The sequence below is a fragment of the Sphingomonas sp. 28-62-11 genome (assembly GCF_002278865.1).
Lineage (GTDB): Bacteria > Pseudomonadota > Alphaproteobacteria > Sphingomonadales > Sphingomonadaceae > Sphingomonas.
This window is the reverse complement of the sequence record NZ_NCGB01000042.1, coordinates 1-22,817: the sequence shown is the minus strand read 5'-3', so window position 1 is coordinate 22,817 and position 22,817 is coordinate 1. Positions and strand designations below refer to the sequence as shown.

The following is a 22,817-nucleotide window of genomic DNA, read 5'->3' as shown; positions in this document are numbered from 1 at the left end:
TTGTATAAATGATTGCTGGTCGGGAAGAGAGGATTCGAACCTCCGGCCCCTGCCTCCCGAAGGCAGTGCTCTACCAGGCTGAGCTACTCCCCGACGGAGTCCGGCGCGCTGCCAATTGGCGGGCCGCGAAAGCTTGGAAGCGGGCCTATAACGACGGCAATGCAGCCGCGCAAGCATCAGCGTAGCGTTCCGCCGCGCCGCCATTTCGCCCATAAATGCCGGGCCAGCATCAGCGGCGGCATGCGCAGCCAGTGCGACCGAATGTAGAAGCCAAGACGCGTTGCCGGTCGCACCGCCCTGCCCCATCCGTCGCGCGCCGTCAGCCGGTGCAGATACAGCCGATCAGCGCTGGTCAGCTGCAGCCATTCGCTGGGCACATCGGTGCCATATAGCGCCGCCGACACGCGAATGGCGCGCGCCATTTCACGCGATAATCCGTGATGCGCTGCACGGTCGGCAACTCCCTCCAGCCCGAATTCCTCGACCAGCCGGTGGACGTCCCACAGGTTGCGCATTCCCCCCGCCAGATCGCCATCGGCAAACAGATGGGCCGCCGCATGAACCAGCATATCGGGCCCGCTCGGAACGCGGAGTCCGTTCTCAAGCCGTAAGCTGTCTTCAATGATCGCGGCGGGATCGGGGGTGATCCGCGCGGTGAGCGGCAGGATCGTGTGGTGAACATCGATCATCCGGTCACGATCGCGGTGGATGAGCGGCGGCAGTTCGTGCATCCAGCGGCGGTAATAGGCATCGTCATAGGGATCGGGCTTCACCCATTCCCAGCCCCCCGAGATCAGCGCCGCCTCGACATCGGCGATTGCTTCGCGCGGCACCAAAATGTCGAGATCGCCGATCGACCGCCCCTGCCCCGCCGCCAGCCCTGCCGCAACGAAGGCGGTTCCTTTCAGTAGCACGACCGGACCACCGATGGGCGCAAGCGCACGGCGCGCCATTTCGGCTTCCCATAACGCCGCTACACGCCCCTGCGCTGCCGAGCCCCGTGCATCCGCCAGAATCCGTGCGACCGCCCCGGGTACCGGCAATCCCTCAAGCCGATGAGCAAGCGTCCCAATGAGCTGTTCCGCACGCGCGATGGCGAGCAACGCCGTCCAGCCACTGGCATCGAGCGCCCCGCACAGCGCAGGATCGCGCAGCACATCGGCCAGCAGCCAGCCGTCCGCCTTCATATCGCCGCCCATAGCTGCTCGACCTGATCGATCGCTGCCTGAGTATCGGGATAATCGATTGCAACGGCGGGGACGCGGCCTACCAACCCCGCCAGAGCATCAAAACCGCGTTCGCCCATCGCGACGTAATTGGTTGAGGCCTGGGTGAGCCGGACAAAGACTTCACCAAGGTCTACCTGGCGGGTCGCGGCATCAAAGCCGAAGCGCGGAAACAGCAGCAATACCGGAGAGGCGGGCACATGCATCGCCGCAATCGCGCGCCTATCAGGCACGAGATGGCGGATATCACCCTTGGGCGTTCCTGTTAACAGTGGCCCGAACCGGGCATCGGGCAAAGTGCGTTCGACGACACCGATCGCCGCGTTCTTCAGGCTGATGAGGCGCGGGAAGGCGTGAACCAGGCCGGTTACCGGATCGACCAGGGCGAATTCGTCTCCCATCAGCCGCCAGCCGTGCGCGGCCAGCAGCGCCGCCAGCGTCGACTTTCCTGCCCCTGATTCGCCTGTCATCAGCAGCGCCCGGCCGTTCCGCTCAACCACCGATGCGTGCAGCAGCAGGTAACGCCGCTGCCCCAGCGCCATTTGCAGGTTCATCCCCATCTCAGCAGCGAGCAGCCCCTGCACGAGCGGCAGTGGTGCGGCCTCCGGCAGCACGAAATCGCCGCCGATCATCACTGAAGGCCGAACAAAGCGCCGCCACGGCCGCGCTGCAAACAACCGCACGGTGAAATCGGCAACCCCATCATCCGGGCCAGGATAATCGGCGTACAGGGTACGCAAGGCATCGATCGGCACACGCCAGTCAGACCCGATCCGGAACCCGATCGGCCCGATCTTCAACTGATGGACATGCCTCATCGCTTTTCGACGAGCCCGGCAGCAACCAGTTCATCGAGCCGCGCGACCAGCGCCGCCGGATCGGCATCGCCCAAATCGAATTCATCAGCCAGGCGGGCAAGCAATGCAGCGCTGGTCAATGGCGCCGCAGCGAGCGCATCAAGGATTTCGGGCGCGGGGGGCGCCAGCAAATGGGTCATGCCCGAAGCACGGTGGTAAATCAGCGTCAGATCATCAAGGGGCACCACCCGGAGGCTGGCGGCCGACATCGATTGATAGCGGGGTTCATCCACGGCGTTTAGCCGCGCGGCATCTGCAACGACGCAAAACAGGTAAAGCCGCTGGTGCCTGATTGCAGGCGGCGGATATACTGCAGATAGGCACGGGTGCGATCGCTATCCATGCCGGGCAATCGACCACCGGCCATCGCCTTTCGCACATCCTCTCCCTTGAACGGCACGCGCGCCGGCGGGAAAGCGCCAGGGGTGCCAGCCGGCACCAGTGTGCCATCAGCAGCAATATAGCTGCCCGACCGGGCGGGATCGGGCACCGGAATTTCGCAAGTGAGTACTGATGCGGCGGACTGCGCGAGTGCTGGACGGATTGACACAATCGCCGTCGCCCCGGCAGCACCCAGCATCAACGCCCGGCGACGACTGGGCATGGCGGGCGCTTCTGCGCCGTCCTGCGCTGGCAGGTCGCCGTCGATCGGGGGAATATCGTCGCTCATCGCCGTCTCATCATTATGCCCCGATATGCGCTGCCCGCCCTTTCACAATCGTAAATTGAGCGCAAGGCGCATCGGGATACTCGCAGGCGACCATGGATTGCGCTACCACACCAGCATGCTTGATGCTTTTGGCCTGCGCACCCTTACCGCCATCGCCGTGATCGTCGCAGCGGCGGTGGCGATCACCCTGTTCGATGAGAGTTTGCAGGGCGGGCTGATGGTGCTGGTGGGCGGGATTGCGGCAGTATTGATCGCAGCGGGGACGGGGGATGCCGTTACTGACGTGCCGCTGCCCATTGCGCAGATCGACGATCCTCGCAGTAGTCCGGTCAATATCGATGAGATGATCGAGGCCATCGTTGAACCAATCCTGATCGTCGCCGAAGGCCGCGTCGCCCATGCCAATCTACCTGCCCGGTCACTGTTGGGCGGGCACATCATCGGCGAGGATGTACGCTTGGCGATTCGCCACCCCGCTGCTGCTGAACGGCTGACGAATATGCGCGCACCTGCCTATGGGCCGATCAACCTGGTCGGGCTCGGCACGCTCGATCAACGCTGGGAAATGCGGGTGACCACGATGAGCGATGGCCGCCGCGTCGTCCATCTGATCGATCAGACCGGCAGCTATGCCGCGGAACGGATGCGCGTCGATTTCGTCGCCAATGCCAGCCATGAATTGCGAACCCCGCTCGCATCGATTCTGGGCTTTGTCGAAACGCTGGGTGACGACAAGGCCGGGGGCGACGCGCAGGTGCGCGCGCGGTTTTTGAAGGTGATGTTCGATGAGGCGCGCCGAATGCAACGGCTGGTGGAAGATCTGATCTCCCTCAGCCGGATCGAAGCGGAAAAATATCGGGTGCCCGCCACCGAGGTCGATTTACGGCAGCTGATGGAAGAAGTGCATGCCGAACTCGCCGATACACACGACAATCGGGGCGACGACCTGGTGACTGATATCGAGGCCGATGTGCCGCATGTGGTGGGGGATCGGGCGCAATTATCGCAGGTGCTTCACAATCTGATCGGCAACGCCATGAAATATGGCAAAAGTGGCACCCCAGTCGTTACCCGGCTCTGGAAGGATCAGACCGGTATGGTCCGAATCAGCGTTACCGATGAAGGCGAAGGCATTGCGCCTGAGCATCTGCCGCGCCTTACTGAACGTTTCTATCGCGTCGATGCCGGGCGCAGCCGATCATTGGGTGGCACCGGGCTCGGGTTGGCGATCGTCAAACATATTATCGAACGCCACCGGGGTCGGCTCGATATTACCAGCGTGGTGGGTAAAGGTACCACCGCTTCGATCCTGCTGCCGGCAAGCCCCGCCGTCGCGATGCCCCGGAATGCACAGTCATCAAACGGTAACCTCACTGTCACACAGGCAACGCGGTCGGGGTGATAGCGGCGCTGCGGGGACATTTCTGCAAGGAGGGATTCGATGCGACGTCAATTCGCAATTCTGGCGGCTGCGATGCTTGGGCTGGCCGGCTGTGACGATCAGGCCAATGGTGGCGGGGCGGGCTCCCGCGACCAGATCAAGGTCGTGGGCTCTTCGACTATCTATCCTTTCACCACATTAGTTGCCGAACAATTCGTCAACCAGAACCCGGGCATGAAAGCGCCGGTGATCGAATCGACCGGGACGGGCGCCGGGATGAAGCTGTTCTGCGCCGGTGTTGGCGCCCAGCACCCCGATATTGCCAATGCATCGCGCCGGATGAAGCTGTCTGAATTCACCACGTGCGGCGAAAATGGTGTCGACCGGATCATGGAAATCCAGATCGGGCTGGACGGAATCGCTTTTGCCGAGGGTAAGGAAGGGCCAAAGCTAACGCTGACCCCGGTCGATCTCTATCTCGCGCTGGCAGCCAATCCAAAGGGCAAGCCCAATGAGGCGAAGACCTGGAAGGACGTGAACCCGGCGCTGTCGGCGATCCCGATCCAGGTGTATGGCCCGCCATCGACCAGCGGCACGCGCGACGCGCTTGCGGAACTGATCCTTTCGCGCGGTTGTGCGGCAATTTATCCGGACAGCATGAAGCTGAAGGACAAAAAGCCCGACGATTACGCCAATGTCTGCACCCGCGTGCGTGATGACGGCCCTTATGTCGATGCGGGTGAGAACGACAATCTGATCGTCCAGAAACTCCAGTCAAACCCCAATGCTTTGGGGATTTTTGGCTATAGCTATCTTGAAGAGAACAAGGCCAATCTTGTCGGCGTGCCGGTGAACGGCGTTGCGCCAACCTATGAGACGATCACCAGCGGCACCTATCCCGGTGCCCGCCCGCTCTTCATCTATGTGAAAAAAGCCCATCTGACGGCAATTCCCGGTCTGCCCAAGTTCCTCGAAACCTATGCAGCATCGTGGGATGCCAGCGGTCCGCTGGTGAAGCGCGGCCTGATCGCGGCACCGCAGGCGGTTCGCGATGCATCGGCGGACGTTATCAAGAACGGTACCACGCTGGAGGCGCGCGTCCTGCGCTAAGGCCCAAATCGATACCCGACCGGGGCGGCGATCATTACTGCCGCCTCGGTCCAACGATAGATTGAAGACCATTTCCCTTGTCGATTTTGCTGCTCCTTTTTTTGATTGCCGGTCTTGGCCTGATCGGCTGGCTCACTGCGCGTGTCAGAGCAGTCGGTTTTCGCCGTGGCACGAGCCGCCGGTTCAGCTCGCTGCCCTCACACCACGGCACCTATGTCGCGATGTGGATGGTCATTCCGGCACTGTTGTGCGTCATGGTGTGGCTCGTCGTAACGCCTGCCATCGTCACCAACACCGTTCTGCAATCACCGATAGCTGCCGAACTGCCCCCGCGCGGTTTTGAACGGGCAGCAGTGTTGACCGAGGCGCGCTCGATCGGCGAAGGTCGGAAGGTCGCCAACGCCAATCCGCTGGCGCAAAGGCTGGCGCCGGCCTACGCCGCTGCGCAATCCCGCTATAACTGGTTGGGATCGACACTGGCGCTGCTGCTGGCAATTGCATGTGGTGCCTATGCCTACACGCGCGTCAAACCCGATTTCAGGGCCCGCACGCGGATTGAGCGGGTGGTGATGCTGCTGCTGCTGGCCGCGTCGCTGATCGCGATCCTGACGACGGCGGGGATCGTCGGCTCGCTGTTGTTCGAATCCTATCGCTTCTTCCAGATGGTGCCGGTGCTCGATTTCCTGACCGGTACGCATTGGAGCCCGCAAGTGATCGACGCGCGCGATCCCGGTGCGTCGCTCGGCGCGGTGCCGCTGTTCTGGGGCACCTTCTTCATCGGCGCGGTAATCGCGATGATTGTCGCGATCCCGTTCGGGCTGATGAGCGCGATCTACCTGACGCAATATGCCGCCCCCGGCGTCCGCCGCTGGATGAAACCGATCCTCGAAGTCCTCGCGGGCGTGCCCACCGTGGTCTATGGCTATTTCGCCGCGCTGACGGTTGCACCCGCGGTGCGCGACATCGCCGAGTCCGTGGGTATCACCTGGGCAAGTTCGGAAAGCGCGCTCGCCGCTGGGCTGGTGATGGGGGTGATGATCATCCCTTTCGTCTCTTCGATGGCCGATGATTCGATCGCCGCTGTGCCCGCATCGATGCGCGATGGTTCATTGGCGATGGGCGCAACGACATCCGAAACGATCCGCAGGGTGCTGTTGCCAGCGGCACTTCCCGGCGTCGTCGGCGGTGTGCTGCTCGCGATCAGCCGCGCGATCGGCGAGACGATGATCGTGGTGATGGCGGCATCGGGCATCGCCACATTAACGCTCAACCCGCTTGCGAGTGCCACCACCGTCACCAAGCAGATCGTCGACCTGCTGACTGGCGAGGCGGAATTCGATAGCCCCAAGACGCTCGCCGCCTTTGCGCTGGGGCTGACGCTGTTCGTCATTACGCTGCTGCTCAACATCGTCGCGCTGACGGTCGTGAAACGCTATCGGGAAGCCTATGACTGACGCGCCTTCCCCCCAGCGCCAGCCCGAGCGCGCGCCGACCGATTGGCGCGCGAGCGCGATGCAGCGCCGAACGCGTCGACGCTATGCTGCCGAACGCCGGTTCCGCTTGTTCGGATTGGGTGCCGTGGTCATGTCTGCAGGGTTTCTTGCCTTCCTGCTGATCACCATGCTCGCCAATGGCCTGCAGGGCTTCACCCAGGCCGAGATCAGCCTGCCGGTGGATTTTCCGCGTGCCGGCTTGACGATCGATCCCGTGCGCTTGCAAGGCGACGGTGCCGATCTGGCGCTCGCAGGCGCTGGTCTGTCTGATGCGACGACTCGCGCCGCCGTCGCCGCTTTCGGCCCGGGCGGCGAAGCCTTGCTGTCCGACGGCGCGTGGCTGCGCGTCCGAGACCAGCTGAAGGCAAACCCGGCGCTGCTGCGCGGCAAGACAGTGGCAAGCGTTCCCGCCGCGACCGAACTCGATATCGCCGCCAAGGGCATCGGTTCACCCGAGGCAGAGGCAATGGTGGCGCGATTAAGGGCAGCAGGGCAGCTCCATATCGCGTTCAACTGGCCGTTCCTGACCGAATCGGATGCGACGGATCCGACAATGGTCGGCATCTGGGGCGCGCTGAAGGGATCGCTGTTCACGATGCTTGTCACGATCAGCATGGCGTTCCCGGTAGGCGTGCTCTCGGCGCTGTACCTCGAAGAATATGCCCCCCGAAACCGCTGGACTGACCTGATCGAGGTGTCGATCAACAATCTCGCCGCCGTGCCATCGATCATCTTTGGCCTTCTGGGACTGGCTGTGTTTCTCAACACTTTCCATCTGCCGCGTTCGGCGTCGATCGTGGGCGGGCTGACGCTCGCGCTGATGACGATGCCAGTGATCGTCATCGCCGGGCGCAACGCGATCAAATCGGTCCCGCCATCGATCCGCGACGCGGCACTCGGCGTCGGCGCGAGCCCAATCCAGGTGGTGTTTCATCACGTCCTGCCACTCGCCCTGCCGGGCATCTTGACTGGCACGATCATTGGCATGGCGCGCGCGCTGGGCGAGACGGCACCGTTGCTGATGATCGGCATGCGCGCTTTTATCGCCAGCCCGCCCGAGAGGCTGACCGATCCGGCGACGGTGCTGCCCGTTCAGATCTTCCTTTGGTCCGACGAAGTTAGCCGTGGCTTTGTCGAGAAAACCAGCGCGGCGATTATCGTGCTGCTCGTGTTCCTGCTCGCGATGAACGGTGTCGCCATCTATCTCCGCAACAAATTCGAGACCCGCTGGTAATGAACGCCCCCATAATTCCCGCCCCGCGCGCGCCGAAGATGACGGCGAAGAACGTCAACGTCCATTACGGCGCGAAACAGGCGATCAACGACGTTTCGCTCGATGTCGATATGGATCATGTGACGTCGCTGATCGGCCCGTCGGGCTGCGGCAAATCAACCTTTCTGCGCACCCTCAACCGGATGAACGACACGATCCCGATCGCGCGGACGGATGGCGATATCCGGCTCGACGGCGAAGATATCTACGCAGCTGAAATGGACGTGGTGCAGCTGCGCGCGCGCGTCGGGATGGTATTCCAGAAGCCCAATCCCTTCCCCAAATCGATCTACGAAAACGTCGCCTATGGCCCACGCATCCATGGCCTTGCCTCCACCAAGGCACAACTCGACGTCGCGGTAGAGCAATCGCTCCGGCGCGCGGGTCTGTGGGATGAAGTGAAAGACCGGTTGACCGACAGCGGCACGGCCCTGTCGGGCGGCCAGCAACAGCGACTGTGCATCGCCCGCGCCATCGCGGTCGACCCCGAAGTCATCCTGATGGACGAGCCCTGTTCGGCGCTCGACCCGATCGCGACCGCCAAGATCGAGGAGCTGATCCACGAGCTGAAGGGCCGCTATGCGATCGTCATCGTCACCCACAATATGCAGCAGGCCGCGCGCGTTTCGCAGCGCACCGCGTTTTTTCATCTCGGCACGCTCGTCGAATATGGCGCAACATCAGACATTTTCACCAACCCGCGCCAGGAGCGGACCAAAGACTATATTACCGGCCGATATGGCTGACCTCTTTCAAATCGAGAAACACGTTGGTTGATCACACGGTGAAGGCTTTTGACGAAGATATCGGCGAACTGCGCGGGCTGATTGCGCAGATGGGCGGGCTGGCGGAACACGCCATCGTCGCGTCGATGGCCGCACTGAAACACCATGACCTTGAAGGTGCCGAGGCGATAGTTACCGGCGACAAGCAGATCGACGCGCTCGAAATGCAGGTCGAGCGGCTGGCCGTTCAGTTAATCGCGCTGCGCGCGCCGCTGGCGGATGATCTGCGCGAAGTAGTCGCTGCGCTGAAGATCGCCGGGGTGATCGAGCGGATCGGCGATTATGCCAAGAACATCGCCCGCCGCGTCGCCGCGATCGAGGATCATGGGACGATCGAGCCGCTGTCGGTGCTGCCCGCCATGGCAACCTTGGCAACTACGATGGTGCATGACGTGCTCGACGCCTATGCCGCGCGCGATGCCGACGCCGCGATCCGGGTGTGCGAAAGCGACCGCGCGGTCGATGATTTCTACAACAGCCTGTTCCGCGTGCTGGTGACGTACATGATGGAAAACCCCGCCAGCATCGGCCAGGTCGCGCATTTACTGTTCATCGCCAAGAACCTGGAACGCGTGGGTGACCACGCGACCAATATTGCCGAGATGGTCTATTATGCGGCCACCGGCGTCCACATGGGGGAGCGCGAACGCGGCGCTGCCTACACCCATTGATCCTGACCTATTGAACCTGAACTGCTGACGGAGACGAAAAATGGCCCGCGCCAAGATGTTGCTCGTCGAAGATGACGCCGCCCTTGCCGAATTGCTGATCTGGCATTTCAAGCGCGAGGATTTCGATGTCCAGCAAACGCCGGACGGTGAAGAGGCGCTGTTGCTCGCCAAGGAAGCCACGCCCGATATCGTGCTGCTCGACTGGATGGTCGAGGGGCTGTCGGGGATCGAGGTATGCCGCCGCCTGCGCCGGATGCCCGAAACGGCGAACGTGCCGATCATCATGCTCACCGCGCGCGGTGAAGAGGAAGATCGCGTGCGCGGGCTCGAAACTGGGGCGGACGACTATGTGACCAAGCCCTTTTCCCCGCGTGAACTCGTCGCGCGGGTCGGCGCGGTGCTGCGCCGTGTCCGCCCGGCGCTCGCCGGTGAACAACTGACCTATGCCGATATCGAGATGGATACGGTGGGGCACAAGGTGCGCCGTTCGGGCGAGGTTATCCCGCTCGGGCCGACCGAATTCCGCCTGCTCAAGCATTTCCTGGAGCATCCCGGCTGGGTGTTCAGCCGTGAGCGCTTGCTTGATGCGGTGTGGGGGCATGACAGCGACATCGAAAGCCGCACCGTCGACGTCCATATCCGCCGCCTGCGCAAGGCGATCAATCACGGCGACCGGCCGGACATCATCCGCACGGTCCGCTCGGCAGGCTACGCGCTCGATTCGGGGAACTGAGCACCGGATGCCTGTTCTGGGCACTTAACGGGCCCCTGATCGTTGTTGGGGCGGGGCGATGAGTCCCCGTCCCCGGATCAGGAGCCGTGATCATGAAAATTTTGCTTAGCCTTGCCGCACTCGCCTTTGCCGTGCCCGCCACCGCGCAGACGACGCCAGCGCCGACCAGCCAAATCCCCAATACGACGCTGTCGACCGCACCCGTGCCGTCCACCGGGCCGCGTGCTCAGGAAGCGAATATGGCGACCAACTCCGCCGCCGAAGCGAATAACTCGGCCCTCGCGACCGATCCAAGCCGGGTCAGCGCAGCACCGGCAATGACCAGCTACCCCATCTGCAAGCGCGGACAGTTCGATGATTGCATGGAACCGGGCAACGGCGCGACACCCACGAAGAAAAAGCGCACGCGCAAAACCCGCCGCTGACCCAACAAGCAAGCAGGACCAGTTGTCGGTCCCGCTTGCGCCCGTTGCGCAATCGAATAGGAAGCGCTCGACCTCAACATTCTGGGAAGAGCGCTCATGACCATCAGTTTCGAAAACCGCGTCGCCATTGTCACCGGAGCCGGTGGCGGGTTGGGCCGCGCCTATGCCCTCGAGCTGGCGCGCCGCGGCGCGAAGGTCGTCGTCAACGATCTCGGCGGATCGCGCGATGGCACCGGCCATTCGAATGCTGCGCTGAAGGTCGTCGAGGAAATCGAAGCCGCTGGCGGCACGGCGATGTCGAATGGCGGCAGCGTGACCGAATATGACCAGATGGTCGAAATGGTGGAAGCGGCGAAGGCCAAATGGGGCAGCGTCGACATTCTGATCAACAATGCCGGCGTGCTGCGCGACAAAAGCTTCGCGAAGATGGAGCCCGCCGACTTCAAGTTTGTCGTCGACGTCCACCTGAACGGATCGGCCAACTGCACCAAGGCGGTCTGGGAAACGATGCGCGCGCAAAATTATGGCCGCGTGCTGATGACCGCCTCGTCGACCGGGCTCTACGGCAATTTCGGCCAGGCCAATTATGGCGCGGCCAAGCTTGGCCTTGCCGGGCTGACCAAGACGCTCGCGATCGAGGGCGCCAAGAACAACATCAAGGTGAACACGATCGCTCCGACGGCGGGCACGCGGATGACCGAGGATCTGTTCCCGGCCGAAGCCTTCGCTGCCTTCGCGCCTGAAAAGGTCGCCCCCGCCGCGCTGTATCTCGTGTCCGAGGACGCACCGACCAACATGATCATCGGCGCGGGCGCTGGCGTATTCCAGGCGGCCTATGTCACGCTCACCGCCGGCAAGCTGCTGACCGGCGACGATCTCTCGCCCGAGGGCATTGCCGCGCACTGGGATGCCATCACCGATCGTACCGGCGAACTGACCCCGCAATCGGGCAGCGAGCAATCGCTGAGCATCCTGAAGCTGCTTCAAGCGAAGTAACGCCCCTAATCCGACAATCCCCACCTCCGTTCGCCCTGAGCGAAGTCGAAGCCTGTCCTGAGCGCCTGCCTTAACAGGCAGACGAAGGGGGCAAGCGCGGCGCCTGGGCTTCGACTTCGCTCAGGGCGAACGGAGGGCGATTTGACGACCGGCCTAATTGCGGCCCCTATTCATTCGTGCGACCTTGATCGCATGATGACGTCACCCCCCACCCCCATAAATGGCAAGCTGGTTCGCAGCGTCGGGCTGTGGGGGCTGACGGCGATGGTGTTCAACGGGCTGATCGGCGCGGGCATTTTTGGCTTGCCTGCCAGCCTGGCCAACACCGCGGGGAGCTGGGCACCGCTGATGGTGGTGATCGTCGGGCTGGCGATGCTGCCGATTGTCCTGGTGGTCGCCCGACTGGCGGGACGTTTCGACGGTACCGGCGGGCCGATCGAATATGTCGACGCGGCATTCGGCAAGACGGCAGCGTTTCAAATCGGCTGGATGCAATTGCTGTCGACGACCGCATCGGCCGCCGCCAACGTCAATCTGCTCGCCGATTATGCGCTGCGCGGCTGGGGTCCGGCTGATGCCGGGCCGACCGTCCACGCCGCTGTCGTGCTCGCCGCGCTGTCGCTGATCTTCATCGTCAATCTCAATCGAACCAATGGCGTTGCCCGCACCTTGGAGCTGCTGTCGATCGCCAAGCTCGGGCCGCTGCTATTGCTGATCCTGCTCGCGCTGCCGATCATCGCGGGAAATGGCGGGGCGGTGCATCCGGCGACGCAATGGTCCCCGAGTGAGGCGGCCTTGCTGTCCGCCTATGCCTTTACCGGCTTTGAAGGCGCGCTGACCATTGCGGGGGAAGCGCGCGACCCGAAACATGATTTTCCGCGTGCGCTGGTGATCGTCTTTGCCGGTGTGGGGCTCGTCTATGCGCTGCTGGTCTGGGCCTATCTCGCCACCGCTTATGTGCCCGGCGCTGTCGACAAGGCCCCTTTGTCCTCCGCAGCAACCGTGTTGATGGGCGCGGCGGGGGCCATTTTGCTGCTGGCGACCGCAACCCTGTCGATCTTCGGCAATGTCATCAACAACATGTTGTTCCTGTCGCGCCGGTTGCTTGCGCTGGAGGCGCTGGGCGGGCTGCCCGCCTGGCTGGGCCGGGTGCACATCGGCAGCGCGGTGCCACGAAATGCTGTCATCTTCATCATGGCCGTGCTGGTCGCGCTGTCGTTGAGCGGCGGGTTTGCCGCGTTGGCCATCCTCAGCGTTGCGTCGCGCCTGGTCGTCTATCTCGGATGCATTGCCGCCCTGCCCGTGATCGAGCGTCGCGACGGACGACCAGCGTCGCTTGCGGGAAATGCCGCGATCGTCGCCGCCGCCGCCACCTGCATCGCGCTGATCGCAAGCAGCGAAGCCAAGTCATGGCTGTTACTGATCGTCGCGGCGCTGGTCGGCGCGATCATCTTCAGCGCCACCCGCGCCTATCGCCTCCGGGCAGCACCCGCGACGGGCTGACCGCGATCAATATACCCCCCGCACCAGCTGGCCGATGCTGCGCCTGATCCGTTCCCACTGCTCGTCCGACACCAGATCGATTCCGGCAAACCCGCCAACCGCCGTGGCCGACAGCACGAGGTGCTGGGCGGCCGCAATCAGCACCGCGTTAATCGCGGCAGCATCGACATTGGCCGGCGGCGTCAGCGTGCCGCGCTGCTTCTCCACCCAACGCTGCAGCACCAGGCCTCGCGCCGCCGCGAACCGGCTCGTCATCGCGCTCGGTTCGGAAATTTCCCAGGCAATGATTCGCTGGAGCAAGGGATCGGCGCGAAGCACCGATACGAAACCAAGCATCAGTTTCTCCATCAATGCGCCATAGCTTTCGGGGGTGCCCTCCCCCGCAAACGCGGTCAGCCGCGCGCCCAGCCCGTTCGCGACATCATTGCCGATCGCATCGGCCAGCCCGTCGAGCCCACCATAATAACGATAGAGCAATTGCTTGTCGCACCCAGCCCGGCGGGCAATGGCGTTGATACCAAAGCCCTGAAACCCCTGATCGGCGAGCACATCGCGTGCCGCCGCGATAATCGCCTCCTCCGTGCGCGCACGATCGCGCGTCTGCGGCTTTGCCAATGCTGCCTGATCGGTCATTTTTTCAGCTCCCTGCCGCTATCCTAGCAGCGCCCAGCCCCCGGTCCAGAAAAATGTCACTGATTGGTGATAAAAACACTTGCCTATGTCACCGAGTGGTGGCAAATGCTTTGTCACCAACTGGAGACAGAGAGATTCACGATGACACAACGCCGCTGGACAGGCCTGGCCACAATGGGCCTCGCGATTGCCTTCAACATTCCCTACGCCGTGCTGGCGACGATTTTCGACTATCCCGATATCCTGCGCCACAGCGCGGCGGTCGTGCTCACGCGCTTTGCCGAAGGTGGATCGCAATTGGTGCTCGGCTGGTACGGCTTCATGCTGACCGCGCTTGCGTTGATCCCGATCGGTACCGCACTGGCGATTACCCCGCAGCGACTGAAGCGCTCACCAGCGCTTGCCATTGGTGCGGCGATCACGGCCGCGTTATCGGGCGTGACCCAAGCCATCGGCCTCGCTCGATGGGTGTTCGTCGTGCCCGATCTGGCGCGCAACCATAGTCAAGCAGCGAATCAGCCCGAAGCCCGCCTCGCCGCCGAACATGCCTTTGAGGTGCTTAACCGATATGGCGGCATCGCGATCGGCGAACAGATCGGCCAGTGGCTGCTCACGATGTTCGTGATCCAGGTCGCCGCGATGCAGTGGGACGAGGGCGATCATACCGCCGCCCTGATCGGCTTCGGTACCGCCGCGCTGATCGCCATCGGAACGGGCGAAGGCCTGGCGATCGCGCTGGGCGCTTCGGGCGCGCTGTTCTCCACCGCGACCATCACTGGATTTCTGCTGCTGACCGGCTGGCTGATCGCCACCGCGCTCACCTTGTGGCGCGCCCCGCACCGCGCCTGACCTCACCCGCAGCTTCACCCGCAGCTTCACCCGCTTACCCCGCACCGTCGTGACGGCCGGTGCGCTGTTCCCACGCGCCGTCAATCCACCCCAAAAAAGGACCAAGACCATGAACATGTTTCAAGCCATTTTGCCCGTGATTGCCCTGCTGGCGATCGCCTCCCCCGCTGCTGCGCAGCAAGCCGAACCGCTCGACCAGCAGGACGGCGGCGTTCACGGCACCGTCATTGCCGGGGTGGGCGCGGTGCCCGATTATGAAGGCGCCGACGGCTATCGCATCATCCCGCTGGTCGGCGGCACGGTACGGTTCGACAACCGGTACATTGCGCTCGAAGGGCTCACCGCCCGCGCCAACATCCTCAACAGTGATCGTTTCGAATTCGGCCCGGTCGCGCATCTGACGCTGGGCCGCCGACGCACCATCGATAGCGCCGCCGTTGCCAGCCTGGGACGGATTGACGACGCCTATGAAATCGGTGCCTTTGCCGCGACCAATATCGATGTCGGCAAGAACGGCCGACTGCGCCTCGCGGTCGAGGGCGTGCATGACGTTGCCCGAGTCCATAATGGCTGGCTGGGCACCGCGACGATTAGCTATGCTCAAACGCTCGGCAGCAAATGGCGGCTCTCGGCCGATGCAGCGATCACGGGCGCGAGTGGCGATTATGCCCGACGCTATTTCTCGATCACGCCGGCCGGCGCCGCCGCGAGCGGACTGACGGCGTATAATGCCAAGGGCGGGATCAAGGATGTCAGCCTGTCGCTCGGCGCGAGTTACCGCCTGTCGCCACGCTGGTCGCTAAACGGCTTTGCCGGATTTAAGCGGCTGGTGGGCAGCATCGCGGACAGCCCCGTGGTCGCACGCGAAGGGAGCGCGAACCAGTTCAGCGGTGGCCTTGGTGTCGGTTTCAGCTTCTGACGACTGTTGCGACATGGTGTATTGAAACGCTAACACACCCATGCTATCCTTGCGTCAACAACGGGAGGATCAACATGTATAGCGAAAGCGATATCGATGGCGCGGTGGCCGCTGGGGTGCTCACACCTCAGATGGCTGCCGCGTTTCGCAATTATACCGCCAATGGCCGTTCGGCCCCGGCGGTCGACGAAGAACATTTCAAGCTGCTGACCGGCTTCAACGACATTTTCGTCGCCATTGCCCTGTCGCTGTCGCTCACCGCGATCGCCCAGATCGGCGCGATGGTCACGCCAGCGCTCGGCGGGGCGGGTGTCGCGGTATCGGCGTGGCTGCTCGCTGAATACTTTACGCGCCGTCGCCGGATGGCGCTGCCCAGCATCCTGCTGCTGCTCGCCTTTGTCGGTGGGGTTGCCGCGACGATGATCGGCGCGCTTGTCAGCCTGAACCCCGATCTGCCCGATCGTACTGACGCCTTTATCGGCGCTGGGATCGCCCTGGTCACCGCGGGCGCCGCCTGGGCACATTGGCGGCGGTTCATGGTGCCGATCACGGTAGCCGCGGGCGCGATGGCGCTGGTCGGTGTAGCAATTGCGCTCACGCTTGCTGCCGTCCCGGCCGCGAAGGATGCCATCTACCCGATCCTGCTCGCCGCCGGTGTCGCAGTGTTCGCGGTCGCGATGGGATGGGACATGTCCGACAAGGAACGCCGCACGCGTCGTTCAGATGTCGCCTTCTGGCTCCACCTCGCCGCCGCCCCGCTGATCGCGCATCCGGTGTTCCAGATGCTCGGTGTGTTCGACCAGAATGTCGATGCGGCCAAGGCGGGCGTGGTGATCGGGCTGTATCTGGTGTTCGCCTTTGTCGCTCTTGCGGTCGATCGGCGCGCGCTGCTCGTCTCGAGCCTCGTCTATGTGCTCTACGCCATGTACGCGCTGTTCCAGAGCGCGGGCGCGGTCGAGCTCAGCGCCTCGCTCACTGCCTTTGTCATCGGCTCCGCACTGCTGACGCTTTCCGTGTTCTGGCACCAGATGCGCGGCCTTGCCGTCGCGCTACTCGGTGGCCTCAAGGATCGGCTGCCCCCTGTGCAGACGATAGTCCCGGCCTGACGCCATTCGGCCGGTACGACGCCCTACTGCCCCGGTGCCCCCCACGGCACCGGGGCTTTTTTTGTCCGATTTAGTCCGCGACCAGCTTCACCAGCCGCCGCTCAACCGGCGCGAGCACTGCCGCCAGATCATGCCCGCGTTTTAGCACCGCGCCGCCCTCGCCCACCAGCGCCCACATGCCCTGGCGGTTGCGCAGCGCCGGGCGCTTCTCGATCCGGAACTCGGGTCGTTCGGTCGCGCGTCGAAAGGCGGAGAACACCGCCGCCTCGCGCCCCATGTCCATCGCATAATCGCGCCAATGTCCGGCGGCGACCATGCGGCCATAGAGATCCAGGATACGCGTCAGCTCCGCGCGCTCGAACCCGATTTGCGGGGTCGCTCGGCTGGCCGGCACCGGAAAGGGCGTTACCGTCCCCATCAGGCGCGGTCGCGACGCTCCCCGGACATGCCTTCGCTCGCGCTTAGCAATTCATCGAGCCGCTTGCGCAGCGTTTCCATCTCGCAGCGGAGCAGCTCCATTTTCTGCGTTTCGGGATCGAACATCTCGCTGCACGGGGTGCCATAGGGCACGAAGCTCTTGTCGCTGCGCCCGCCCTCAACCATCGTCGCGCGGGCGGGGATGCCGACCATGACGGCACCCGGCACCACATCACGCGTCACCACGGCATTGGCACCCACCCGAGCCCCTGCGCCGACGGTAATCGGCCCAAGCACTTGCGCGCCTGATCCGATGATCACATTGTCGAGCAGGGTCGGGTGGCGCTTGCCCGCCACGCCGTTGTCGGGGCTGGTGCCGCCGAGCGTGACGCACTGATAGATCGTCACATTATCGCCGATCGTCACCGTTTCACCGATCACGGTAAAGCCATGATCGATAAAGAAATTCCGGCCAATGACCGCGCCGGGGTGAATGTCGATCGCGGTCAGGAAGCGCGACAAATGGTTCACGAAGCGGGCGAGGAAGAACAGATCAGCGCGGTACAGGCTGTGCGCCACACGGTGCAGGCCAAGGGCGAGGACGCCGGGGTACAGAAGCACCTCCCAGCGCGACCTTGGGGCGGGGTCTCGCGCCTTGATGGAATCGAGATAGGCAGTCAGGCGGCGCATCATGGCCAGGTCCCCTTGTTCTTAACCGCTATCTAGGCATTCGCCTTGGCTAATTCCAGAACCGCTTCATCGTCCTCTATCCGGCGGCAAATCCTATCTATCTTGTAGGATTAGCGCCGTGTGCCTAGCAGTAAAGTCGACACAGTTAGGCTGCGCAATGTTTGAATTCACGATTGCCGATTTCAGCGCGATCCTGCCCTATATCGGCGTCGGCTTTGTCGCACAGGTGATCGATGGCGCGCTGGGCATGGCCTTTGGCATCGTCAATTCTACACTGTTGGTCAGCATGATGGGCGTTTCACCAGCGGTCGCCTCTGCCAGCGTCCATGCGGTTGAGACATTCACGACGGCGGCATCGGGCGCGAGCCATATCTGGCAGCGCAATGTCGACTGGAAGCTGTTTCGGCGACTGGTGATCCCCGGCATGATCGGCGGTGTTGCCGGGGCATATCTGCTGACCAATATCGATGCATCAGTCGCCAAACCGCTGGTGATGACATACCTCTCGATTATCGGTGCTTACCTGATTTACCGCGCATGGCGAGGCGAGGTGGCCCCTAAGGAGCCGCAGATTATCGCGCCACTCGGTTTGGTTGGTGGCTTTCTGGATGCGGCAGGCGGCGGCGGTTGGGGCCCGGTTGTGACTTCAAACCTTTTGGTTCAAGGTGCATCGCCCCGCACGACGATCGGGACGGTCAATGCTTCGGAATTCTTCCTGACCGTTACGATTTCGGCGACGTTCATCGCCACGATCGGCTTTGCGGCCTTCACGATCGCGACCGCAGGCATCCTGATCGGCGGGCTGATCGCCGCCCCCTTTGGCGCGCTGCTCGCCAAGCGCGTGCCTGCCCGCCCGCTGATGGCAATGATCGGCGTCATCCTGTCGATCACCAGCGCCTATTCGGTATGGTCCGCCCTGCGTTGACCGCGTTGCTAGCCGCAAGCGCCTATTGACTTTGCGATCAAATCGATAACCGTTTGACCTGTGATCGACCTACCCGATCACTGTTCCAAAAGCTTTCAATTTTTGTTGCAGCGCGGAATACCTATGTATTGCAGCGCAGCAATTCGCTCACCCCTTCGCATGGAGATATTATCATGTCGCTTATCGGCAGCACCATCAAGCCGTTCACCACCCAGGCGTATAAGCAGGGCAAGTTCGTCACCGTCAGCGATGCAGACGTGCTCGGCAAATGGGCGGTTTTCTTTTTCTACCCCGCCGATTTCACCTTTGTCTGCCCAACCGAGCTGGAAGATCTGGCCGATATCTACCCGACCCTCCAGAAGATGGGCGTCGAGGTATATTCGGTGTCGACCGACACGCATTTCAGCCACAAGGCCTGGCATGACACGTCGCCAGCGATCGGCAAGATCGATTATTTCATGCTCGGCGATCAAAACCACAGCATAAGCAACAACTTCCAGATCCTGCGCGAAGGCCAGGGCCTGGCCGATCGCGGGACCTTTGTCGTCGATCCGCAGGGCGTGATCCAGCTCATGGAAGTGACGTCGGAAGGCGTCGGCCGCAATGCAGCCGAGCTGCTCCGCAAGATCAAGGCAGCCCAGTATATTGCAGCGCATCCGGGCGAAGTCTGCCCCGCCAAGTGGGAAGAGGGTGAAGAAACCCTGGCCCCATCGCTCGATCTCGTCGGCAAGATCTGATCGATCGAACTTATTCGTTACGCCTACCGCACCCCTCCCCAATTCGGGGAGGGGATTGCACCAAATTGACTAAAAGGAACGCGCGATGCTCGACGCCAATCTGACGCAGCAGCTGAAAGCCTATCTGGTCAACATCAAGCAACCGATCGAACTGGTCGCGTCGCTGGGCGAAGACGCAAAATCGCGCGAACTTGGTGAGTTGCTGGGTGAGATTGCCGCGCTGTCTGATCAGGTCTCGCTCATCGACGGGGATGACAAGCGCAAGCCCAGCTTCATGATCCGCCGCGTCGGCACCGATATCGGCGTGCGTTTTGCGGGCCTGCCGATGGGGCATGAATTCACCTCGCTGGTGCTCGCGCTGCTGCAAGTCGGCGGGCACCCGTCGAAAGCCGCGCAGGATTTACTCGATCAGGTGCGCGCGCTCGACGGCGATTATGCGTTCGAAAGCTATTTTTCGCAGTCGTGCCAGAACTGCCCCGATGTCGTGCAGGCGCTGAACCTGATGGCGGTGCTCAACCCGCGCATCACCCACACTGCGATCGACGGCGCGCTGTTCAAGGATGAAGTCGACCGCCGCAAGGTGATGGCCGTGCCGACGGTGTTCCTGAACGGCGAATTATTCGGCCAGGGCCGGATGGAGCTCGAGCAGATCGTCGCCAAGCTCGATACCGGCACCGAAGCGCGCGTTGCCAAGGCGATCGATGCCAAGGAGCCATTCGAGGTGCTCATCATCGGTGGTGGCCCCGCTGGCGGTGCTGCGGCCATCTACGCCGCGCGCAAGGGCATCCGCACTGGCATCGCCGCCGAGCGTTTCGGCGGGCAGGTGATGGACACGATGGGGATCGAGAATTTCATCTCGGTCCAGCACACCGAAGGACCGAAGCTCGCCGCCGAGCTTGAACGGCACGTGCGTGATTACGACGTCGATATCATGACGCTGCAGACCGCGACCGGGATCATCCCTGCCACCCGCGAAGGTGGCCTGCACGAGGTAAAGCTCGCCAGCGGTGCATCGCTGAAGGCGCGCACGCTCATCCTGACAACTGGCGCGCGCTGGCGGCAGATCGGCGTGCCCGGTGAGGACCAGTACCGCAACCGCGGCGTCGCTTATTGCCCGCACTGCGACGGCCCCTTCTATCGCGGCAAGCGCGTCGCGGTGATCGGCGGCGGTAATTCAGGCGTCGAGGCCGCGATCGACCTGGCGGGCATTGTAGCGCACGTCACGCTGATCGAATTCGACGGCCAGTTGCGCGCCGATGCCGTGCTGCAGCGCAAATTGGCGAGCCTGAAGAACGTCACCGTGCTGAAATCGGCGCAGACCACCGAAGTGATCGGCAATGGCGAAAAGGTAACCGGGCTCACCTACAAGGATCGCAACACGGGTGCCGTCCATACGATCGATCTCGACGGCATCTTCGTCCAGATCGGGCTGGTGCCCAACACTGAATGGCTAAAGGGCACGCTCGCGCTCACCAAGCACGGTGAGATCGAGATCGGTCACCACGGCGAGACGTCAGTTCCGGGCATCTTTGCCGCCGGCGACGCGACGACCGAGCCGTACAAGCAGATCGTGATCGCGATGGGCGCCGGTGCAACCGCTGGGCTGGCCGCGTTCGATTATCTGATCCGTTTGCCGGCAGAGAATGTCGCGCAGGCGGCGTAAGACGGGACGTGATCGATAAAATCTGTTATTAAACGCGTTCTGATCGAGGGAGACTTCCACTGAGCGCGACCTATCTGCCGACGCTGAAGCAGCTCCAATATCTTGTCTCGCTGCGCGATCACGGTCATTTCGGGCGTGCGGCGGAGGCGTGTTTCGTCACGCAATCGACGCTATCGGCGGGCCTGCGGGAATTGGAAACGTTGATCGGGATAACGCTTGTCGAGCGTACCCGCCGCGTCGTGCGCTTCACGCCGCTGGGCGACCGGATCGCCGACAAGGCCCGCCGGGTGCTCCGCGAGGCGGAGGAGCTCGGCGATCTCGCGCGTGCTGCCGGGCGACCGCTGTCCGGCGAGATGCGCATGAGCGTGATCCCTACGATCGCGCCCTTCATGCTGCCCCGCATCCTACCTCGGTTGCGGACAGATTACCCCGATCTGAAGCTCTATCTCCGCGAGGAAACGAGCAGCGTGGCGTGCGAAGGGCTCCACAATGGCCGCACCGATTGCGTGTTGCTGGCGCTGCCTTATGCGTGCGGCGAGGTATCGGTGCAGCCGCTGTTCGACGACAAATTGTTCGTCGCCTTTCCCGACGGCGAATACACGCCCTGCCCCGCCACGATCCGCGCGTCCGATATCGATGAACAGCGCCTGCTGCTGCTTGAGGACGGGCATTGCCTGAAGGATCATGCATTGTCCGCCTGCAACCGGCCGGAACTACGCGCAGAGGCGACGATGCTTGGAACCTCGCTCCATACAATCGTCCAAATGGTCGATAACGGACTGGGCGTAACGATGCTGCCCGAAATGGCGATTGATGCGGGCATATTGGAGCATACCAATATCATCGCGCGACCGTTGGAAGCCAACAATCCCGTCCGCAGCATTGCATTGGTGTGGCGACGCGCATCCCCCCGCGAGAAGGATTTCATGCTGCTCGCTCAGGTTCTTGCAGCAACGCAGAAGATGGCGCGGGCATAGCAGCGCGCAACGCCCGATCTGTGCTATGCGCCAATCTGCTCAGCGGCCGGAGGATCACTTGGACCAACTGACATCGCGCCGGTTATGGCGCGTAGCTATGGCTGTCACGATCGCGCTCTCGGCGGCTCCAAACAGTTTTGGCCGCGCGACGGGCGCCGAAACCGCCATGTCGCCGACCAAAAGGCTCGCCGAGAACGCATCGATTGCGCCCAATCTGTCCAGCTTCAACGCTGCCATTCAGGCCACCGGACTGGTCGGCACACTTTCTGCGCCCGGTCCTTACACGCTGTTCGCTCCAAGCAACGCGGCCTTTGCGCGCCTGCCAGCCAGCGTGCAGGAGTCACTGATGGCACCGGCAGGACTACCCATGCTGACTCGCATCATTGGCTATCACATCGTGCCAGGCGGAATAACATCCGACAATCTGCGTGGGCGAATCGCTGCAGGCGGTGGCAAGGCGGTACTGCATACGATTATCGGCGAAACACTGATCGTTTCATTCTCGGATCAGGCGATCAGCCTTACCGATGCCAATGGCAACAAAAGCTATATTGAGGATGCCGATCTACGCCAGGCCAATGGGATGATGCACATCGTCAATGGGGTAATGCTCCCACGCTTGGATTGATGGGGGGGAGGTGCGGTCAGCTGTGATCGCCCTCTGGGTGACAGAGCGCCCTACCCAGCCACCTCGACCAAACGGTCGAAATCGCTTGCGTCGTGGCGTTCGGCGAGTTGCTTTGCCGGATCGCCGAACGTGCGGTTCACGCGCGATCCA

At 62.8% G+C, this 22,817-nt stretch carries 25 protein-coding genes and 1 tRNA gene; 18 read left to right on the top strand and 8 right to left on the bottom strand.

What is annotated here, in order from left to right; genetic code table 11:
* Positions 1-16 precede the first annotated feature (16 nt).
* The 5 genes from B7Y49_RS12875 to B7Y49_RS12855 all read right to left on the bottom strand — a co-directional run bounded on the left by B7Y49_RS12875 (position 17) and on the right by B7Y49_RS12855 (position 2,753).
* Positions 17-93 (bottom strand) — tRNA-Pro (locus B7Y49_RS12875).
* A gap of 83 nt (positions 94-176) precedes the next feature.
* Complete coding sequence (locus tag B7Y49_RS12870; RefSeq protein WP_374128002.1) at positions 177-1,187, bottom strand: nucleotidyltransferase family protein; 1,011 nt, start codon at positions 1,185-1,187, stop codon at positions 177-179.
* A complete protein-coding gene (locus B7Y49_RS12865; RefSeq protein WP_374128001.1) occupies positions 1,184-2,044 on the bottom strand; it encodes an HprK-related kinase A in 861 nt (286 codons plus the stop codon). The genes B7Y49_RS12870 and B7Y49_RS12865 overlap by 4 nt, the downstream gene beginning before the upstream one ends.
* A complete protein-coding gene (locus tag B7Y49_RS12860; RefSeq protein WP_374128000.1) occupies positions 2,041-2,316 on the bottom strand; it encodes an HPr-rel-A system PqqD family peptide chaperone in 276 nt (91 codons plus the stop codon). Before B7Y49_RS12860 ends, B7Y49_RS12865 begins: the two co-directional genes overlap by 4 nt.
* A 5-nt stretch (positions 2,317-2,321) precedes the next feature.
* Positions 2,322-2,753: a hypothetical protein gene (locus tag B7Y49_RS12855; protein ID WP_374127999.1), complete on the bottom strand. Its 432-nt coding sequence runs from the start codon at positions 2,751-2,753 to the stop codon at positions 2,322-2,324.
* A 115-nt stretch (positions 2,754-2,868) separates the two neighbouring features.
* Here B7Y49_RS12855 and B7Y49_RS12850 point away from each other — a divergent pair, with 115 nt between their 5' ends.
* From B7Y49_RS12850 to B7Y49_RS12805, 10 genes are all read left to right on the top strand, one after another.
* Complete coding sequence (locus B7Y49_RS12850) at positions 2,869-4,155, top strand: cell wall metabolism sensor histidine kinase WalK (RefSeq protein ID WP_374127998.1); 1,287 nt, start codon at positions 2,869-2,871, stop codon at positions 4,153-4,155.
* A 39-nt stretch (positions 4,156-4,194) separates the two neighbouring features.
* Positions 4,195-5,244, top strand: coding sequence for a substrate-binding domain-containing protein (locus tag B7Y49_RS12845; RefSeq protein ID WP_374127997.1), 1,050 nt, complete (start codon positions 4,195-4,197; stop codon positions 5,242-5,244).
* A 77-nt stretch (positions 5,245-5,321) separates the two neighbouring features.
* Positions 5,322-6,698 carry a PstC family ABC transporter permease gene (gene pstC, locus B7Y49_RS12840; RefSeq protein ID WP_374127996.1) on the top strand — a complete coding sequence of 459 codons (1,377 nt, stop codon included), beginning with the start codon at positions 5,322-5,324 and terminating at the stop codon, positions 6,696-6,698.
* Positions 6,691-7,971, top strand: a complete 1,281-nt coding sequence (pstA, locus tag B7Y49_RS12835) for a phosphate ABC transporter permease PstA (RefSeq protein WP_374127995.1) — start codon at positions 6,691-6,693, stop codon at positions 7,969-7,971. Before pstC ends, pstA begins: the two co-directional genes overlap by 8 nt.
* Positions 7,971-8,756: a phosphate ABC transporter ATP-binding protein gene (gene pstB, locus B7Y49_RS12830; protein WP_374127994.1), complete on the top strand. Its 786-nt coding sequence runs from the start codon at positions 7,971-7,973 to the stop codon at positions 8,754-8,756. The genes pstA and pstB overlap by 1 nt, the downstream gene beginning before the upstream one ends.
* A gap of 23 nt (positions 8,757-8,779) precedes the next feature.
* Positions 8,780-9,466: a phosphate uptake regulator PhoU gene (gene phoU / locus B7Y49_RS12825; RefSeq protein ID WP_374127993.1), complete on the top strand. Its 687-nt coding sequence runs from the start codon at positions 8,780-8,782 to the stop codon at positions 9,464-9,466.
* Between the two features lie 40 nt (positions 9,467-9,506).
* Positions 9,507-10,199: a phosphate regulon transcriptional regulator PhoB gene (phoB, locus tag B7Y49_RS12820; RefSeq protein ID WP_374127992.1), complete on the top strand. Its 693-nt coding sequence runs from the start codon at positions 9,507-9,509 to the stop codon at positions 10,197-10,199.
* 92 nt (positions 10,200-10,291) lie between these two features.
* The gene (locus tag B7Y49_RS12815; RefSeq protein WP_374127991.1) at positions 10,292-10,624 is read left to right on the top strand and encodes a hypothetical protein; all 333 of its coding nucleotides are present in this window, start codon (positions 10,292-10,294) and stop codon (positions 10,622-10,624) included.
* Positions 10,625-10,720: 96 nt separating this feature from the next.
* Complete coding sequence (locus B7Y49_RS12810; protein ID WP_374127990.1) at positions 10,721-11,620, top strand: SDR family NAD(P)-dependent oxidoreductase; 900 nt, start codon at positions 10,721-10,723, stop codon at positions 11,618-11,620.
* A gap of 192 nt (positions 11,621-11,812) precedes the next feature.
* Positions 11,813-13,123, top strand: coding sequence for an APC family permease (locus B7Y49_RS12805; protein ID WP_374127989.1), 1,311 nt, complete (start codon positions 11,813-11,815; stop codon positions 13,121-13,123).
* A gap of 6 nt (positions 13,124-13,129) precedes the next feature.
* On the opposite strand, the gene B7Y49_RS12800 is transcribed toward B7Y49_RS12805, so the two are convergent.
* Positions 13,130-13,756 carry a TetR/AcrR family transcriptional regulator gene (locus B7Y49_RS12800; RefSeq protein ID WP_374127988.1) on the bottom strand — a complete coding sequence of 209 codons (627 nt, stop codon included), beginning with the start codon at positions 13,754-13,756 and terminating at the stop codon, positions 13,130-13,132.
* A gap of 141 nt (positions 13,757-13,897) precedes the next feature.
* On the opposite strand from B7Y49_RS12800, the gene B7Y49_RS12795 reads away from it, so the two are divergent.
* From B7Y49_RS12795 to B7Y49_RS12785, 3 genes are all read left to right on the top strand, one after another.
* Positions 13,898-14,605 (top strand): DUF4386 family protein, encoded by a 708-nt coding sequence (locus B7Y49_RS12795; RefSeq protein ID WP_374127987.1) that lies wholly within the window; start codon positions 13,898-13,900, stop codon positions 14,603-14,605.
* Between the two features lie 109 nt (positions 14,606-14,714).
* Positions 14,715-15,524 (top strand): MipA/OmpV family protein, encoded by an 810-nt coding sequence (locus B7Y49_RS12790; protein WP_374127986.1) that lies wholly within the window; start codon positions 14,715-14,717, stop codon positions 15,522-15,524.
* A gap of 74 nt (positions 15,525-15,598) precedes the next feature.
* On the top strand, positions 15,599-16,630 hold the full coding sequence (locus tag B7Y49_RS12785) for a hypothetical protein (protein WP_374127985.1): 1,032 nt from the start codon (positions 15,599-15,601) through the stop codon (positions 16,628-16,630).
* Between the two features lie 70 nt (positions 16,631-16,700).
* Here B7Y49_RS12785 and B7Y49_RS12780 read toward each other — a convergent pair whose 3' ends face one another.
* Both B7Y49_RS12780 and epsC read right to left on the bottom strand, forming a co-directional pair.
* A complete protein-coding gene (locus tag B7Y49_RS12780; RefSeq protein ID WP_374127984.1) occupies positions 16,701-17,048 on the bottom strand; it encodes a DUF2794 domain-containing protein in 348 nt (115 codons plus the stop codon).
* Positions 17,048-17,740, bottom strand: a complete 693-nt coding sequence (gene epsC, locus B7Y49_RS12775; RefSeq protein WP_374127983.1) for a serine O-acetyltransferase EpsC — start codon at positions 17,738-17,740, stop codon at positions 17,048-17,050. Before epsC ends, B7Y49_RS12780 begins: the two co-directional genes overlap by 1 nt.
* A gap of 154 nt (positions 17,741-17,894) precedes the next feature.
* Here epsC and B7Y49_RS12770 point away from each other — a divergent pair, with 154 nt between their 5' ends.
* From B7Y49_RS12770 to B7Y49_RS12750, 5 genes are all read left to right on the top strand, one after another.
* A complete protein-coding gene (locus B7Y49_RS12770) occupies positions 17,895-18,662 on the top strand; it encodes a sulfite exporter TauE/SafE family protein (protein ID WP_374127982.1) in 768 nt (255 codons plus the stop codon).
* Between the two features lie 173 nt (positions 18,663-18,835).
* Positions 18,836-19,399, top strand: coding sequence for a peroxiredoxin (gene ahpC, locus B7Y49_RS12765; RefSeq protein WP_374127981.1), 564 nt, complete (start codon positions 18,836-18,838; stop codon positions 19,397-19,399).
* Between the two features lie 85 nt (positions 19,400-19,484).
* On the top strand, positions 19,485-21,062 hold the full coding sequence (gene ahpF / locus B7Y49_RS12760; protein WP_374127980.1) for an alkyl hydroperoxide reductase subunit F: 1,578 nt from the start codon (positions 19,485-19,487) through the stop codon (positions 21,060-21,062).
* Between the two features lie 59 nt (positions 21,063-21,121).
* Positions 21,122-22,039 (top strand): hydrogen peroxide-inducible genes activator, encoded by a 918-nt coding sequence (locus B7Y49_RS12755; protein ID WP_374128003.1) that lies wholly within the window; start codon positions 21,122-21,124, stop codon positions 22,037-22,039.
* Between the two features lie 97 nt (positions 22,040-22,136).
* Complete coding sequence (locus B7Y49_RS12750) at positions 22,137-22,667, top strand: fasciclin domain-containing protein (protein ID WP_374127979.1); 531 nt, start codon at positions 22,137-22,139, stop codon at positions 22,665-22,667.
* Positions 22,668-22,817 lie beyond the last annotated feature (150 nt).